The organism is Bellilinea caldifistulae (assembly GCF_001306055.1).
Lineage (GTDB): Bacteria > Chloroflexota > Anaerolineae > Anaerolineales > Anaerolineaceae > Bellilinea > Bellilinea caldifistulae.
On sequence record NZ_LGHJ01000003.1, the window covers coordinates 21,511 to 36,750 of the forward strand.

General features: G+C 55.9%; 13 protein-coding genes. 7 read left to right on the forward strand and 6 right to left on the reverse strand.

What is annotated here, in order from left to right:
- Window positions 1–92: 92 nt before the first annotated feature.
- A complete protein-coding gene (locus AC812_RS00665; RefSeq protein WP_061913325.1) occupies window positions 93–1,013 on the forward strand; it encodes a 1,4-dihydroxy-2-naphthoate polyprenyltransferase in 921 nt (306 codons plus the stop codon).
- Here AC812_RS00665 and AC812_RS00670 read toward each other — a convergent pair.
- From AC812_RS00670 to AC812_RS00680, 3 genes are read right to left on the reverse strand one after another with little or no spacing between them, the layout of a single operon-like run.
- The gene (locus tag AC812_RS00670) at window positions 988–1,746 is read right to left on the reverse strand and encodes an ABC transporter permease (protein ID WP_061913327.1); all 759 of its coding nucleotides are present in this window, start codon (window positions 1,744–1,746) and stop codon (window positions 988–990) included. The two genes, AC812_RS00665 and AC812_RS00670, sit on opposite strands and share 26 nt — an antisense overlap.
- Window positions 1,743–2,504 (reverse strand): ABC transporter ATP-binding protein, encoded by a 762-nt coding sequence (locus AC812_RS00675; protein ID WP_061913329.1) that lies wholly within the window; start codon window positions 2,502–2,504, stop codon window positions 1,743–1,745. Before AC812_RS00675 ends, AC812_RS00670 begins: the two co-directional genes overlap by 4 nt.
- 52 nt (window positions 2,505–2,556) lie before the next feature.
- Window positions 2,557–3,504, reverse strand: coding sequence for an ABC transporter substrate-binding protein (locus AC812_RS00680; protein WP_061913331.1), 948 nt, complete (start codon window positions 3,502–3,504; stop codon window positions 2,557–2,559).
- Between the two features lie 218 nt (window positions 3,505–3,722).
- Between AC812_RS00680 and AC812_RS00685 the strand changes: the two genes are divergently transcribed.
- Window positions 3,723–4,304, forward strand: coding sequence for a hypothetical protein (locus AC812_RS00685; RefSeq protein WP_061913333.1), 582 nt, complete (start codon window positions 3,723–3,725; stop codon window positions 4,302–4,304).
- 110 nt (window positions 4,305–4,414) lie between these two features.
- Here AC812_RS00685 and AC812_RS00690 read toward each other — a convergent pair whose 3' ends face one another.
- On the reverse strand, window positions 4,415–6,799 hold the full coding sequence (locus AC812_RS00690) for a methyl-accepting chemotaxis protein (protein ID WP_061913335.1): 2,385 nt from the start codon (window positions 6,797–6,799) through the stop codon (window positions 4,415–4,417).
- Window positions 6,800–7,085: 286 nt separating this feature from the next.
- On the opposite strand from AC812_RS00690, the gene AC812_RS00695 reads away from it, so the two are divergent.
- The 5 genes from AC812_RS00695 (at window position 7,086) to AC812_RS00715 (ending at window position 11,394) form a co-directional block, all read left to right on the forward strand.
- The gene (locus tag AC812_RS00695; RefSeq protein WP_061913337.1) at window positions 7,086–7,901 is read left to right on the forward strand and encodes a leucine-rich repeat domain-containing protein; all 816 of its coding nucleotides are present in this window, start codon (window positions 7,086–7,088) and stop codon (window positions 7,899–7,901) included.
- Between the two features lie 120 nt (window positions 7,902–8,021).
- The gene (locus AC812_RS00700) at window positions 8,022–8,447 is read left to right on the forward strand and encodes a succinate dehydrogenase/fumarate reductase transmembrane subunit (protein ID WP_061913338.1); all 426 of its coding nucleotides are present in this window, start codon (window positions 8,022–8,024) and stop codon (window positions 8,445–8,447) included.
- Between the two features lie 9 nt (window positions 8,448–8,456).
- The gene (locus AC812_RS00705; protein WP_061913340.1) at window positions 8,457–8,855 is read left to right on the forward strand and encodes a succinate dehydrogenase, hydrophobic membrane anchor protein; all 399 of its coding nucleotides are present in this window, start codon (window positions 8,457–8,459) and stop codon (window positions 8,853–8,855) included.
- A gap of 21 nt (window positions 8,856–8,876) precedes the next feature.
- Window positions 8,877–10,673, forward strand: a complete 1,797-nt coding sequence (locus AC812_RS00710) for an FAD-dependent oxidoreductase (protein ID WP_082148904.1) — start codon at window positions 8,877–8,879, stop codon at window positions 10,671–10,673.
- Window positions 10,674–10,686: 13 nt separating this feature from the next.
- Complete coding sequence (locus AC812_RS00715) at window positions 10,687–11,394, forward strand: succinate dehydrogenase iron-sulfur subunit (RefSeq protein WP_061913342.1); 708 nt, start codon at window positions 10,687–10,689, stop codon at window positions 11,392–11,394.
- A 74-nt stretch (window positions 11,395–11,468) separates the two neighbouring features.
- On the opposite strand, the gene AC812_RS00720 is transcribed toward AC812_RS00715, so the two are convergent.
- On the reverse strand, window positions 11,469–13,490 hold the full coding sequence (locus AC812_RS00720) for a UvrD-helicase domain-containing protein (protein WP_061913344.1): 2,022 nt from the start codon (window positions 13,488–13,490) through the stop codon (window positions 11,469–11,471).
- A 1-nt stretch (window position 13,491) separates the two neighbouring features.
- Window positions 13,492–15,237: a DEAD/DEAH box helicase gene (locus tag AC812_RS00725; RefSeq protein WP_061913346.1), complete on the reverse strand. Its 1,746-nt coding sequence runs from the start codon at window positions 15,235–15,237 to the stop codon at window positions 13,492–13,494.
- Window positions 15,238–15,240 lie beyond the last annotated feature (3 nt).

Genomic DNA, 15,240 nt, shown 5'->3' on the forward strand with positions numbered 1-15,240 from the left:
ACTCCATTATACCGCCCGACAACGCTGACGGATGATTTTCTGTCTAATCCTTCATTCTTATCCTCGCGGGGTTTTTGATATAATCCGCTGGTATGAACCCCGGCACTGCTTCCAACCTTTCGGTCTGGCAGATCTGGCTGCTGGCGGCGCGCCCCCGCACGCTGCCGGCGGCGGCAGCGCCGGTGCTGGTGGGCTGCGGAGTGGCCGTCTGGGAGGGTGTTTTTCGCCCACTGCCAGCCCTGGCGGCTTTTCTGGTGGGGCTGCTGCTGCAAATTGGGGCGAATATCTCCAATGATTACTTCGATTTCAAAAAAGGAGCCGATACCAGCGAACGAATTGGACCACTGCGGGTGACTCAGGCAGGACTGCTCACCCCGCGCCAGGTGATCGGCGGAATGCTGGTGGTGTTTGGCGCAGCCGCACTGATCGGCCTCTATCTGATCTGGGTGGCGGGACTGCCCGCCTTGATTTTGGGGGTGGTTGCGATCCTTTCGGCGCTGGCTTATACCGGTGGGCCGTACCCGCTGGCGTATCACGGCTGGGGGGAAGTGTTCGTGCTGCTCTTTTTTGGCTTTGCAGCGGTCGGCGGTACTTATTTTGTGCAGGCCGGTAGCGTCAGCGCTGCTGCACTGGTTTCCTCGCTGCCAGTTGGCTTGCTGGCCATGGCCATTCTGACGGTGAATAACCTGCGCGACATTGCCACCGACCGCGCCAGCGGTAAACACACCCTGGCAGTGCGCCTGGGGGAGCAAGGCGCGGTCATCGAATACGGCGTGTGGGTTGGGCTGGCCTATGGGGTGGCGCTGATGGGCGTGATCAGCCGTATTCTGCCGGTGGCAGCGCTGCTCAGTCTGCTCAGCCTGCCGCTGGCGGCGCGTTTGATTCGCCAGGTGGCGCATACCCGTGGGCGGGGGTTGAATGTGCTGCTGGGGAAAACCGGCCAGTTAGAACTGCTGTTTGCAGTTTTGTTTACGGGGGGACTGTTAATCAGCCGCTGGTGGAGCGGTTTTTAACCTGCCACGGGCAGAGCAGGCGTTCCAACCCGTCCACGGTGAAATAAAGCCCCAGCCCCAAAATGCTCATGGCAATTACACCGGCATACATGGCCGGGTAATTGAAGAGAGTGTTGCCGTTCAGATAGATGTAATAACCCAGTCCCCGTTGGGTGGCAAATAATTCGGCGATATACAGCACGGCAACCGCCGTCCCAACCGACTGCCGCAGGGCGGTGAGAATGCCGGGAATGCTGGCCGGCAGGAACACGAAGCGAAACAACGCCAGCCGCCCTGCGCCGAGGCTGCGCACACTGCGGATCAGTTCGGGGTGCAGACCGGCTGCCTGATCGCGCACCAGCACCAGAATCTGGAAAAAGAGAATCAGGTAAATCACAACGATTTTCGAGAGTTCGCCAATGCCGAGGAAAAGCAACACCACCGGCACAAATACCACTTTGGGGATGGGGTAAAGAATGTAAATGATGGGAGAGAACACGGCATTCAGGCGTTTGAACTGCCCCAGCGCCAGACCGGCCGGCGCGGCGGTGAGGACGGCCAGCAGAGTGCTGGCCACCACCCGCCACAGACTGGCAAGAAAATGACCGCTCAAATTCCCGTGACGGGTTTCCTCCCACAAGGTGACCAGCACGCGGCCCGGCGGTGGCAAAATCGGCTGGTTGACCAGCATGGCAATCACCTGCCAGATCAGGAGCAAGCCGGCACTGGCAAGCAGCAAATCGCGGCGTTTCATCCTGCCTCCAAACGCTCGCGCAAGTGGCGGCACAGGCTGCGGTATTCGTCTGACTCGCGGTAGCCGGGCTGCAGGTTGAGCGGGTTTTCGATGATCTGCGCCGTGCGGTTAGGCGGTTGATTGAGCAGTAAAATTTTTTGCCCCAGCAGAGCGGCTTCTTCAATGGCGTGGGTGACCAGAATCAGGGTCAGTCGGTTTTCCTGCCAGAGTTCCAGTGTCAGGCGCTGTAAGCCTTCACGGGTGGGGGCATCCAGCGAGGAGAAGGGTTCATCCATCAGTAAAATATCCGGGTTGAGTGCCAGCGTGCGGGCAATAGCAGTCCGCTGACGCTGTCCACCCGAAAGTTCGGTCGGGTACTGCCCGGCAAAGGGCAACAAACCCAGCCGATCCAACCACGGCTCGACATCCAGCGTGCGTTGATAGTCGGCAGGAGCGTGAACGCCATCCGGGCCGTAAAAATTACGCACCCGCAACCCCAAACGGGCATTTTCGCGGACGGTTGCCCAGGGCAGCAAGCCGTAGTCCTGAATGATCAAACCGGTTTGCGGTCGGGGGCGGTTGAGCGGCTGCCCTTCGACCAAAATCCTGCCGTGTTGAGGGCGCAGCAATCCGGCAATCAGTGAGAGAAGAGTGCTCTTACCGCAGCCCGAAGGCCCAATCACAGCCCAGGCTTCAGCGCGCCGCACCTGCCATGAGAAGTTTTCGAAAATTGGCAGGGCGGGCTGGTAACCAAAAGTGATTGAGTCCAGTTCGATCATGGCAGTTTGCTAAAAAGGGGTGGCTTGTGACCACCCCTTCCTGATGATAATGCTACGGCAACAAACTCCCGTTGACACAATCGGTGTAAGCAAAGTCTTTGTTGAGGTACCCTTTTTCTTTGACCCATGCCAGGGTGTCGTCAAATTGGGCCTGTGTGGGTACTCCCTTGAGCGGGTAAGTCGGCACTTTGAAACTTTCTGCCAGCGGGGCCGGCACCATCTTCTGGTCCACCATCAAACCGCTGTACTTTTGCGGGTCGGCATTGATGAGGGCAACGGCTTCTTCAATCGCCGCTAAAAAGGCGCGCACCGCCTGCGGATGCTGGTCAATGACGGCTTTACGGAAGGTGATCAGACTGAAAGAGTATTCCGGGCGCAGGGTATCATCCAGCACAACCGTTGCGCCTTGCTGGGCGGCGAGGGTGGAAAACGGCTCCGGCAGCATGGCGGCTTTCAATTCGCCGCTACCGAGCAGCGCCAACCGGTCGGGGATTTTGGGGATGGCCACCGTTTGAATTTCATCGGCGCTCAGTCCTTCGGCTTGCAGCAGCCGCTCGGTCAGATACTCGATGACGGTCGCCTGCGAAACCCCTACCGGCACACCTTTCAGGTCGGCAGCCGTTTGAATGCCGCTGTCTTTGGCGGCCAGAATACGGAAGAGGGCTTGATCGGCTGTGGCTGTGCGGGCAAATCGGACAGCCTGCACCTGAATCTGATCCTGATTCAGGAACATGACCGAAGCCAGTTCGTTGACCATGCCATCGGCCTGGCCGGCTGAAATCAACTGATCGCGCTCGGGGGCCGAGCCAACCGGTATAAACTCCACGTTGACGCCGTTTTTGGTAAAGAGGCCTTCCTGCTGGGCAACTACCATGGGCAAAACATCCAGAATGGGAAGGATGGCCACCTTGAGCGTGATTGTCTCGGTGGGCTGGGCCGGACTGCACGCCGAAACCAGCAGGGTAAAAAGGAGAACCAGTAGAGTCAGTTTTTGTTTCATCCAGTTGATCCTTTTGAGCGATAGAGTATAGATGTCAGCGGGACAGGAAGTTCCGCTGCGGACGGTAATTATACTCCGCTCTGAAAATTTAACTGGTCAAATGGCTAAGGCTGGTTGCTCCTTCAGCAGGATGAGATCAACCCGCCGCAGGAGTATATTCAACAAGGTCGTGAGGTGAGTCAAGCGCATTGCATTAAGCAGAAAGAAGAAGTGAAATCATGCTGGATTTTCAAAATCCATTTCAGGATTCTTTCTCAAGCCCTAACGGACGGGGCAATCACCGGCATGTGGATTGTTTCAAGCAGGCTTTGAAGCTTTTTGAACAAGCCCGTTCTGCGGCGGCTCTCTACCGCCTGAAAAATGCCCTGCGCCGGCGAGTCGGCCGCCTGTTGGATCTCAACTGCCTGCCCTCCAGGCGGGTCAGCAACCGGCACTATGGCGGTATTCGCGCGGTACTGATCGAGCAAATTCACGGCACGCTTGGCCGCAGCGAGGATTTTGACGATCAATTTAATCCGCTGGATGACCGCAGTCGTGACCGCTGGGTGGCGAGTGCCATGCTGCGTTTTCAGGGTCAACCATTGGATGCCGTGAAACTGATTCAGGTTGGCGACCGGTATTTCGTCGAAGATGGGCATCACCGCATTTCGGTGGCGCATGCACTGGGGCAGGCCGTGGTGGATGCCGAAGTGACCGTGTGGGAGGTCAGCGGGGCGTTGCCGTGGGAGGCTGAGTACACCGCCGGAGAGGTATCCACCTGTTTGCCGGATGGAAGCGGCTTAGATCCCTTTGGAGCGTGAAACAAATTGCCGGACAAGCCCTCATCTAATTGAAACAACCTCTCTCAGCGGCGAGAGAGGTTGTTCTTTTTTCTTCGGGAATGGGTTGATGTTCGGCTATGGAAAGCGGTTTAGCGGATGCGGAAGCGGGCAACCAGCGAGTTGAAGGTGTTTGCCATGTCCTGAAGCGAACCGGCTGCCGCTGCCACTTCTTCCACCTGAGCGCTCATCTCTTCCACCGAGGCAGAAACCTCCTCGACGGCGGCGCTGTTTTCCTCGCTGACCGAGGCGATGGTTTCCACTGCCAGGCTGACTTCGTTGGAGCCGGCTGCCATTTGCTGGGTAGCGGCAGTGTTCTGGCTGACAATCCGCGAAACGGCGTCCATCGCGCTGACCAGTTTATTGGCCGAGTGGTTGATCTGCTGGACGGCTTTGGAGGTCTGCTGAGCCTGATCCAGTACCACCTGGGCGGATTTGAGAATGCTTTCCAGCGCGCTGCCGGCTTCATCGGCCTGATGCACTCCCTCTTCGACCTGCTGGGCGCTGACCTGCATGGCAGCCACAGCCTCTCCAACCGTGTTTTGAATGTTCTGGATCAAGGCGCTGATCTCGCGGGTTGATGATGCGGCCCGTTCGGCCAGTTTACGCACCTCATCGGCTACCACCGCAAACCCCTTGCCGTGTTCGCCGGCGCGGGCGGCTTCGATGGCGGCGTTGAGTGCCAGCAGATTGGTTTGGGCGGCGATTTCTTCAATGGTTTCGACAATCACGGTAATTTTTGCGGAATGCTCGCCCATTTGTTCCACTTTTTCGGCGGAAAGCGCCACCTGATCACGAATCACTTCCATGCCTTTCAAGGTGGCATTGACCTTTTTTGCGCCGCTCTGGGCATATTCGGCGGCTTTGGCGGCTTCCTCACTGCCCGCCAGCGAATTTTCGGCGACATGCCGCAGCGCTTCGCTGATTTCGGCGGTGATGGCGGCGGCCTGTTCTGCCGCGGTGGCCTGTTCGCGCGACCCACGCGAAACCTCCTGAATGGCGTTTTCCATCTGATGAAAAGTGTTTGTCGTCAGGGAAACCGATTCGGCCTGCTGGGTGATACCGCGCGAAACCTGCTGGATGGTCGTGGCAATCTGGTTGGCAGCCTGGCCGGCTTGATCGGCAGCCAGCGTCAACTGACTAGAAGCCGAGAGGAGACTGGCGGCATTTTCGACGATCTGGGTGACCAGTCCGCGCAGATGAGTGGTCATTTGCACAAACGCCTGCCCCAGGCGGTCTTTTTCGCTGCGCGGCTGAACCTCGACCAGCAGGTTGCCGCTGGCGATCTGGCCGGCGACTTCGATCATTTCGCGCAGGAAGTCGGCGGCTTGCTGGGTTTCACGTCCCAAAATGCCGATTTCATCACTGCGTTTGAGAACACGCTGGTCAAGGCGTAAGTCGCCTTCCAGTTCACCCCGCGCCATGTGCTGCAACGATTGGGTAACAGCCTGGAGCGGCTGGGTCAGGCTGCGGGAGTATTGTAAGAGTGCCCCGCCCAGCAGCAGGGCTGCCAGCACCACCACGACCGCCAGGGTGATCATCAGCGCCGAAACGCGCTGCTGAACCAGTGCCTGAGGCACGAAGGTGATCAACGTCCAGCCAGTGGCAGGGAGTTGAGCAAAAGCGGCGTACACCTGACCGGCGTTGCCAAACGGGTCTTTGATCAACCGATAGCCGTAAGAAGTGGTTTGGGAGTCTTCCAATATGGGCTGTAATACACCGCCGAAAAGCGAGGCGGCGTTGACTTCCAGCAAGCCCTCCACCGAGTCGGCTGCCAGCTGATAATCGTCAATGCCCAGAATGTTCCCTTCCCCATCGAAAAGAATGGCATGGGCCTGGCGGTTGTATTCTTCGCTGGCGGCAATCCCCTGCAAGACCTGATTGAGGGCTTGGGTGGAGATGTCCGCTGTGGCGATTCCCCAGAACTTGCCATCCCGATGAAATGGGACAGAGACGGTGGTCATCAGCACATTGCCTAGCCCCTCGTCAAAGTAGGGCGGGGTCCAGAAGGGTTTGGAAGTGAGTTTGCCGGGCGCATACCAGACGGCATCCAGATAATCCTGATCGGTGGTAACGACGAAGGCGGGTTTGCCGTTGTCGTACCAGTGGTAGGTTGCCAGCAGTTCCTGGTCGGCCTGATAGGTGTAGGGTTCAAAGCCCGCCCAGGTGCCGTAAATATCCGGGTTGCTTTTAAGGATGGCGGCCATGCGCTGGTTGAGAAGGTCAAGATTGGGCTGGGGGTCGGCTTCGATACTGGCAGCCAGCTGAACCGGCACGCGGGCAATGGCAGCCAGAAAGCCGTCCATCTGATTGGCTTTGGCGAGGGTGTAGTCCATCAGGCCGCGCTCCACCTCGGCGCGCACGGCATTGGCACTGACCAGGACGCTGACGATACCGGAAATCAGCAGGACGACCACCACGCCAGCAAGAAGGGTCATCAATTGACTGCGGATTGAACGATTGAAAAAGTTGAACATGCTTGCTCCATTCATTGTGCAATTGGGTTGGTAAGGTTGGGAAAATCCCAGAAAAGCCGAGTAATCCGGATTTAACTTAACAAAAGGAAAAAGCGGTGTCTATTAAGAAGGAGTAAAAGCGGCCTAAATTTCCCGTGAATCCGGCCCGGGTGAACAAAAAAAGACGGTTTAACCGATTTGAAAGCGCTTGCCGCGTGGATCAACTCCCGATGGATTGGCTTGGTGAAACATTTATAATTTTGGTAAAATAAATCAATCATATTCAAAGCGCTTGAGGAAGGTCGAGATGCGAGGCGTCCCTGGAATGGTGATTTTCTTCCTTCTGGCTTGGCTGACTGCCGGCCTGCTGAGCCGTCCTGCAATTGCCCAGACCTTTCCTCAAACGGATATTTGCCAAACGGTTGTGGAAATACCTGCGTTTGAGTGTGAAGCGCTGGTGAGTCTTTACACGGCCACAAATGGCGACCAGTGGAATGATGCCGCTGGCTGGCTGGTGGAAACAAACCCCTCCAACTGGTTGGGTGTGACGGTGGAGGACGGCCATGTGAGCCGGCTCAGTCTGCCGGCCAACCAGTTGCAGGGCAGCCTGCCGTCCCAAATTGGTGCGCTTACCTATCTGACCGAACTCAATTTTCGGGATAATCAGTTAAGCGGGGCATTACCAGCGGAGATTGGTAATTTAAATCATTTGACCATTCTCGATTTGAGCAGCAATCAATTGGGTGGTGGAATACCGGTTGGGTTATTTTCCCTGATTTCTTTGGAGTATCTGTACCTTGACCATAATCAATTCAGCGGTGTGCTGCCGGCGAATGTCGGAAATCTGACTGCTTTGAAGGTATTGTGGCTGAATGACAATCTGCTGCTGGGCTTTCCACCCGACCGTATGACCAGCCTGACGGCTCTGTTCGACCCCGGTTCGCTCCCCCCCGCCAATTCGGATGGGTTGGACCTAAACAACAATCGTTTTTGTGTGCCGGATGGCTACCCGTTGGCAGGCAGTGCTTTGCATCAGTTTCTCAACCAGAAAGATCCCGATTTTCATCTCCATCAGACCTGCACCCCCATCTTTGAGGTGTTTTTGCCGATGGTACGGCGGTAGGAAGGGGGAGGTTAATCAAAAATCACCCTTTTGCTTGTGGAATTTTTCTACCCGATTACTACACTTCGATTTTTGAATATGCTACAATTTAACCGTCCCATCACATAGACGGAGGTGAATATGTCCACTCTGAAGACGACCCTGACCGGATACGCCGGTTATCGTGGACGGGAAGGTCATTGGGCCTTTCTTCTGCACCGGATTACCGGGTTGGGAGTAGTCCTGTTTCTCACCATTCACATTGTTGACATTGCTTTTGTTTATTTTCAGCCAGCGTTGTTCCTGGATGCGCTGGCGCTTTACCAAACCACGCTGTTTGGTATTGGCGAAATTGCGCTGATTTTTTGCGTGTTCTTTCACGGCGTCAATGGGCTGCGCATTGCCTACTTCGATATGTTCAAACCGGGCTTGTGGAGCATTGAGATGCAGCGCAAAACCACCCGCACCACGCTGATCATTGCCATCATCCTGTGGTTGCCGGCAGCGGTTTGGATGGTGCGCAATATCCTGCTTCATAATTACGGCATTGTCTTGTTTGGCGGATAGGAGGTTGACATGGCAGCGACAACCGAAACGGTACGGCGGGTCAAGGTCAAGCCCAATTATGAAATGATCGCCTGGAAGTGGATGCGCTACTCGGCCTTTGCGCTCATCCCGTTGGTGTGGATTCATGCCATTCTGCAGGATGTGGTGGTGGGGGTGCATGCGATGGATCTGGGGTATGTGGCTGAGCGCTGGGCAAGTCTGTTCTGGCGGGTATTTGACGCCCTGCTGCTGGGTTTTGCCTTTGCGCACGGTGTGAACGGCCTGCGCCAGGTGTTGAACGATTTTATCCACGGCGAAAAGGGACGCAAAATCCTCAACTGGAGCTTGTTCATTTTCTGGCTGGCAATTTTTCTGATCGGTGCGATTGCGCTGATCGGCGGCGTCAATCAACAATTTCCGCTGGAATAGCGGCAGGACGGGAGTGAGAGAATGACCCAAACGCATGTGTTCGATGTAGTTATTGTAGGCGGCGGCGGGGCGGGGTTGATGGCGGCGCTGAATGCCTCGCGCAGCGCAAAAACTGCTGTTTTGAGCAAGCTTTATCCAACCCGCTCGCACACCGGTGCGGCGCAGGGAGGGATTGGGGCTGCTTTGGGTAACCTGGAAGAGGATCACTGGGAGTGGCACGCCTTTGATACCGTCAAGGGCAGTGACTATCTTGGCGATCAGGATGCGATTGAGTTCATGTGCCGCGAAGCGGTGCAGGCCGTTTATGATTTGGAGCATTTCGGCCTGCCTTTCTCGCGCACTGCGGACGGGCGGATTGCCCAGCGGCCTTTTGGCGGCCATACCAACAACCTGACCAAAAAACCGGTGCGCCGCTCGTGTTACGCGGCTGACCGAACCGGCCACATGATTCTGCAAACGCTTTATCAGCAGTGCATCAAGAACGGCATCAATTTTTATGATGAATTTCAGGTGCTGGATTTGATCCTCTCGGACGGCAAAGCCGCCGGGGTGGTGGCGGTGGAACTGGCGACCGGCGAGCTGCATGTCTTTCACAGCAAGGCGGTGGTGTTTGCCACCGGCGGACACGGGCGCATGTGGGAAATCACCTCGAATGCCTATGCCTACACCGGTGACGGTGTGGCCATCACCCTGCGCAATGGCATCCCGGCTGAGGATATGGAGTTCTTCCAGTTTCACCCCACCGGCATTTACAAACTGGGTATTCTGATCACCGAAGCGGTGCGCGGCGAAGGGGGCATCCTCTTCAATGGTAAGGGCGAACGCTTTATGGAGCGCTATGCGCCGACCATCAAAGACCTTGCCTCGCGGGATGTGATCAGCCGGGCGATTTACCTTGAAATCAAAGAGGGGCGCGGAATCAACGGAAAGGATTATGTTTATCTGGACGTGCGCCCGGAGACGGTTAACAAATATGCCGAACTGGACGGGCGTACCCGCCCGGACGGCACGCCCTATCGGGTTACTGCCGAGGAAATTCTCTCCAAGATTCCGGACATTACCGACTTTTGCCGGACGTACCTTGGGGTTGACCCGGTGAAAGACCCCATGCCGATTCAACCGACCGCCCACTATGCCATGGGTGGCATTCCCACCAATAAATACGGCGAGGTCGTGGTGGACGATCAGGGGACGGTGCTGCCCGGTCTGTATGCTGCCGGGGAATGCGCCTGCGTTTCGGTGCATGGCGCTAACCGACTGGGCACCAATTCGCTGGTGGACCTGGTGGTGTTTGGAAAATACGCTGGCATTAAAGCCGCCGAGTACGCCAAAGGGGCAGATCTGCCACGTCTGCCGGCTGACCCGGATGCGGGGGTGCGCCGCCAGCTGGATAACCTGCTCAACGGCAGCGGACGCGAACGGGCTGCTCAAATTGGGCGGGAACTGCGCAAGGTGATGATGGATGATGTGGGTGTGTTCCGCACCGAAGAAGGCCTGAAGCAGGCAGTTGAAAAGGTGCGCGAGTTGCGCGAGCGCTACAAACAGGTGCGCGTCAGCGATGGCGGCAAGATTTTCAACACCGAATTACTCAACACCTGGGAACTGGGCTGCCTGCTGGATGCCGCGCTGGTCACGGCCGTTTCGGCGCTGGAGCGCAAGGAAAGCCGCGGCGCGCATGCCCGCGAGGACTACCCGCGCCGTGACGACGAAAACTGGCTCAAGCACACCCTGGCCTGGCTGAATGAGGACGGCAGCGTCCGGCTGGGTTATAAACCGGTTGTGATTACCCAATATGCGCCCAAAGAGCGCGTTTACTGATGAGGAGGCAGGCATGGAAGTTCGCATGAGGATTTTCCGCTTCAACCCGGAGAAAGACCGTAAGCCCCACTATGATGTCTTTACGGTTGAGGCGCAGCCGACCGACCGGGTGCTGGATGTGTTGGAATGGATCCGCGGGGATGTGGATGGCACGCTGGCGTTCCGGCGTTCATGCGCGCATGGAGTTTGCGGTTCGGATGCCATGCGCATCAACGGGCGCAATTATCTGGCTTGCAAGGTGCTGCTGCGGGATTTGGGCACCACCGAAATCACAGTGGAGCCGCTGCTCGGCTTGCCGGTCATCAAAGACCTGATTGTGGACATGGGACCGTTCTTTGAGCATTACAAGACGGTGATGCCTTATCTGGTCAATGATGAACTGCCGGCTGACGGAAAGGAACGCCTGCAATCGCCGGAGCAGCGCGAGCGCTTTGACGATACCACCAAGTGCATTTTGTGCGCGGCCTGTACCACCTCGTGCCCGTCCTTCTGGTCGAACGGGCAGTATGTAGGGCCGGCGGCGATTGTCAACGCCCACCGCTTTATTTTCGACAGCCGCGATCAGGCAGCCGTTGAGCGGTTGGAAATTCTCAACGATCAGTTTGGGGTGTGGCGCTGCCGCACGGCCTTCAATTGCACCGAAGCCTGCCCGCGCGAGATCAAAATCACTCAGGCAATTGCCGAGGTCAAACGCGCCATCCAAACCGGCCGGGTGGAGTAGGGTTGCATATTCCATAAGTCGCATTTTGCACCCCTTTCCTTGTCCGTGGAAAGGGGTGCTCTGACTTCATCGGCTTAGCTGGCGGGCGGACGGGTCGTGATGGCCTGTTGGAGGGCATCCGGCAGTTCGCCGACATAGGTCAGTACCAGCCGCTGCCCGGCACGGGTGGCAGCCATATATACCTTTCGAGTGTTAGAACGAATAATTTCTTCCCGTTCTTCATCCGAAAGCCGCAGGGATTGCTCCTCTTCAAACAACTCACGCAATCCACAAAGGAACACAATGGGACTTTCGAGACCGGCACCGGCGTTCAGCGTGGTCACCCGCACATAATTGCCGGGATAGGTGTACTTGGGATCCATTGCCGCATCCTTGCCTGCTTTACGGTTGATTGCGCTGATCAGGCGTTGCACCACTGCTCCATCGCTGTGCAGGATCAGCAAATGTTGACGGGGGATGCCCTGTTTCAAAAGAGCCGCAACTTCATTGGCAACCCGGCTAATTTCATCCTGAGAACTATCCAAAATCAATAATTGAGGGACAACTCCGGTGGGCATTTGGGTCAAATCGGGGTAGAGGATTTCTTCTTCCGGGCTGTCGGTACAGCGCAGACGGTAAAAAAGCGTGGCGAAGTTCAGTATTTCGCGGGTGGTGCGGTAACTCTTGACCAGATGATGGGTTCTGCCTCGAGCTTCGATGCCGAGAGATTTCCAACTGGTGCGGCGACCCAGAAATCCCTGGGTTGGGTCGGCAGCCAGACAGAGATGAGCAGTACGATTGCGTAAGGCTTTTCGAATCAGGTCGAACCAGAGAGGTGCAAAGAACTGGGCTTCGTCCACGAAAATAAAATCGTATTGGGGAAGATGCAAATGACCCTCTTGATTCCACTGCCAGATACGGCGGGGCACTTCGCTCCAGTCCACAGCCCGCTGGTTTTCCAGCAGCGATTGAAACCGCAAAAAGGCTTGCCAAACAAGGCGGCGTTGATCGCTATTCAGGGCAAAACCACGTCCGCGGCGATCCGCATGGAGATAATCTTCCAGCGACATGGGTAACTGGTCTTTGATCCAATCCACCTCGCTGATGAATAAGTGGCGAGGTATGGAGGAATTTTCCAATAATTCCTGCCAGACCTGTTCCAGGAGCGCGGTTCGTTTCCCGTAGGGGAGGGGATCAATCCAGGGTGTGTGGCTGGTTTTCCATAACTGGTAACACCAGCGGTTGAAAGTAGCCCACTCAATATTTTCGGGCTGTTTGCCTTCCAATCGGTAGAAACGATTTTGTAAATCGTGATTGAGCGGGCGGTTATGGGTTAAGACCAGAAACCGGCGGTCGGGGTAAAAGTGATAGAGCAGGCGCAAACGATAGAGCAGGATCAAGGTTTTGCCGCTGCCAGCCACGCCGTTGATAATATTCACCCGAAAATCGCGCGTCAATGCTTCATCCGAGTCGGGTAATTCAAGATCGCTTTTGAGCGCAATTTCCTGATTGTAGTCGAGAAGAAATGCCGTCAGGCTTGCTTCCAGGCGGCGGGGGGCTTGCTGGCGGACTGTCAAATCGGTGGGAACAACAATTTCCGGCGTAAAACGCTCACGGAGAGTATGGATTTGACCGAAAGAAAGACTTTGCTGGGGGAAGAATTGGATCCAGCCGGCTTCACCCTCTGACTGAAGAATTTCTCGGCCAGCCCACTTTACCTCAGCAGCGGAACTGGCTGGCCGCCCGGCGTTAAGTTGACTCTGGCTGAGGTTAGGGAAGATCACCAGCAGACCTAATGGCACATTTTCGGGAAGGCTTAAAGACCGGCGGAAGTTGATCAGGAGGGTTTCCTCGATGATTCCGGGGGGCGGGCTGTGATCTTCAATCAGGCGTAATTGAGCCGCTACACTCATCTGATCGCGTTTTGCCGTGCTGACTTTGACCAAAACGGCCTGGGCTTGACGAGTAATCACTAAAAAATCCGGTGCGTCGGGCTGCCAGGGCGCCAGGTGGTGCCAGATGAAATACGAATCGGGCAGAGATTTAAGAGCGCGGAAAACGATTAAAGTTTCCGGAGGTAAATTCCGAGGAGGGGTTTGCGGCAGGATATGTGCCATATCAGGTCAAAGATCCATTGGGAAGTGAAAACCAATCACAGTGATCCAGTAAACTACGCAACAGGTCGAACGAGGCAACCAGTTTTTCGTCTTGGGGAGGGCTTTTAATCAGGGACTGGCTGCCAAGCAGGATGAGCTTTGTGCGCGGCCGGGTAACGGCCACATTCAACCGTTGAGGTTGCAGCAGAAAGTCGGCTACCTGAGCTGCAAAAGTGACGCTGGAGGTGGTTAAGGAAACCAGGACAACCTCCCGTTCCTGACCTTGCATTCGTTCCACCGTGTCTGCCACTATTTCTTTCCACCAATCGGAAACCGGCAAGTTGCGGCGCAACAGACTGCGAATGAGGCGGCTCTGGGCACGATAGGGAACCACCACGCCGATTTCTTGAGGTGGAATGTGGTGTTCGAGCAAGGCGAGAACCAGTTCAACCACTTTTTCGGCTTCCAGGTGGCTGCGAACGGTGGTGTTTCGGTGCTGTAAGTCAAGGAACACGGCTGGACGGGAAGGGTCAAGGACGAAATCCCAGGGGGTATGTGCGGAGGATAAGACCAGTCTTCTAGGGGCCGCTTCGGGACTGGCTTGCAGCTCGCCGTCGTAAAAAGTTTTGCTGGGCCACTCTGTCAAAACATCATTAAGGCGGTAGGTGGTGCTAAGCAGGGTGCTGGAAGTTTGCTGAGAAAGCAGTGAAAATATCGAAGGCGGAGCTGATTCGGGTTGTGAAAAAATACTCACCGGGGGTAATTGCTGTTGATCGCCGATCAAGATATATTTATTGCCGGCTAACATGCCCATGATTGCCAGTGGAAGGGTAACCTGGGAGGCTTCGTCAAAGATGACCGTGTCAAACTCGACCCCACTCAGGCGCTTGGTTAGCAAGGCAAACGGTGTTGCCCCGATAATGTAACCGCCGTTGATGTCGCCAAAACCGGATTCGGAGAAATATTCGAAATTATCGGCTTGTAAGTCGGTTGCGTTACGCGATGGGCCAATTTTACAAAGAGGCACCTCACTTCCTAATTGTGCAATTTTGTTGAGCGCGTTATTGATGGCACGGTGGGTAAGCCCGGTGATCAACACTCTCTGACCTTCTTCGGCGAGCATCACGGCAATGTGGGCCAGTACCCAGGTTTTTCCGGTGCCGGGCGGTCCTTGAATTAAGTAGAGTACATCACTCGCATAAGCCAACGCCACGGCTTGAATCTGGCTTTCATCAAGCCGGGTATTGCGGAGTAAGTAATCAATGGCACGTTCGTAACGGGCGAAATCAATTTGTGGTTGAAGACGACCCATCAGTAAGGGAAGGATAAGCGAGCGGCCGCGCAACGTATCGGCTGCCTGGTCGAGAGCATTTTTATAAAAAGTACTGGAATCAAACCAGTCCTGATCGGCAATCCAACCCCTGGTGTGTTGGGAAAGTTCATAGGGATTTCCCCGGATGAGGTTGAATTCTAATTCATCTTCTCCGTCGTATTGCAGCTCAACGTGCAAAGCATCCGGGTCGGCCGGGTTGCCGCGATGGAGTACCATCAAGTCACCTTCGCGAAAGCGCGAATCGTTGGTCGTGCAGCGCATCTTTAAAATTTCATTTTTAAACGACTCGACCTCAAGTCCTTCAATGGCCCAACCGCGCGCAACTCGTTCGGCTAGCGGGTAACTCCATTGTTTGGAAAGCGCTTCGGCCTGTGCCTGAGCTTCGCGTTGCACGAAGTGACGTAGTCGTTGAAGAAGTTCAGCAGGGGTTGACATGGT

Excerpts from the sequence above, each read along its gene's own strand:
- AC812_RS00665 (WP_061913325.1), top strand. The coding sequence starts at position 93 with ATGAACCCCGGCACTGCTTCCAACCTTTCGGTCTGGCAGATCTGGCTG.
- AC812_RS00670 (WP_061913327.1), bottom strand. The coding sequence starts at position 1,746 with ATGAAACGCCGCGATTTGCTGCTTGCCAGTGCCGGCTTGCTCCTGATC.
- AC812_RS00675 (WP_061913329.1), bottom strand. The coding sequence starts at position 2,504 with ATGATCGAACTGGACTCAATCACTTTTGGTTACCAGCCCGCCCTGCCA.
- AC812_RS00680 (WP_061913331.1), bottom strand. The coding sequence starts at position 3,504 with ATGAAACAAAAACTGACTCTACTGGTTCTCCTTTTTACCCTGCTGGTT.
- AC812_RS00685 (WP_061913333.1), top strand. The coding sequence starts at position 3,723 with ATGCTGGATTTTCAAAATCCATTTCAGGATTCTTTCTCAAGCCCTAAC.
- AC812_RS00690 (WP_061913335.1), bottom strand. The coding sequence starts at position 6,799 with ATGTTCAACTTTTTCAATCGTTCAATCCGCAGTCAATTGATGACCCTT.
- AC812_RS00695 (WP_061913337.1), top strand. The coding sequence starts at position 7,086 with ATGCGAGGCGTCCCTGGAATGGTGATTTTCTTCCTTCTGGCTTGGCTG.
- AC812_RS00700 (WP_061913338.1), top strand. The coding sequence starts at position 8,022 with ATGTCCACTCTGAAGACGACCCTGACCGGATACGCCGGTTATCGTGGA.
- AC812_RS00705 (WP_061913340.1), top strand. The coding sequence starts at position 8,457 with ATGGCAGCGACAACCGAAACGGTACGGCGGGTCAAGGTCAAGCCCAAT.
- AC812_RS00710 (WP_082148904.1), top strand. The coding sequence starts at position 8,877 with ATGACCCAAACGCATGTGTTCGATGTAGTTATTGTAGGCGGCGGCGGG.
- AC812_RS00715 (WP_061913342.1), top strand. The coding sequence starts at position 10,687 with ATGGAAGTTCGCATGAGGATTTTCCGCTTCAACCCGGAGAAAGACCGT.
- AC812_RS00720 (WP_061913344.1), bottom strand. The coding sequence starts at position 13,490 with ATGGCACATATCCTGCCGCAAACCCCTCCTCGGAATTTACCTCCGGAA.
- AC812_RS00725 (WP_061913346.1), bottom strand. The coding sequence starts at position 15,237 with ATGTCAACCCCTGCTGAACTTCTTCAACGACTACGTCACTTCGTGCAA.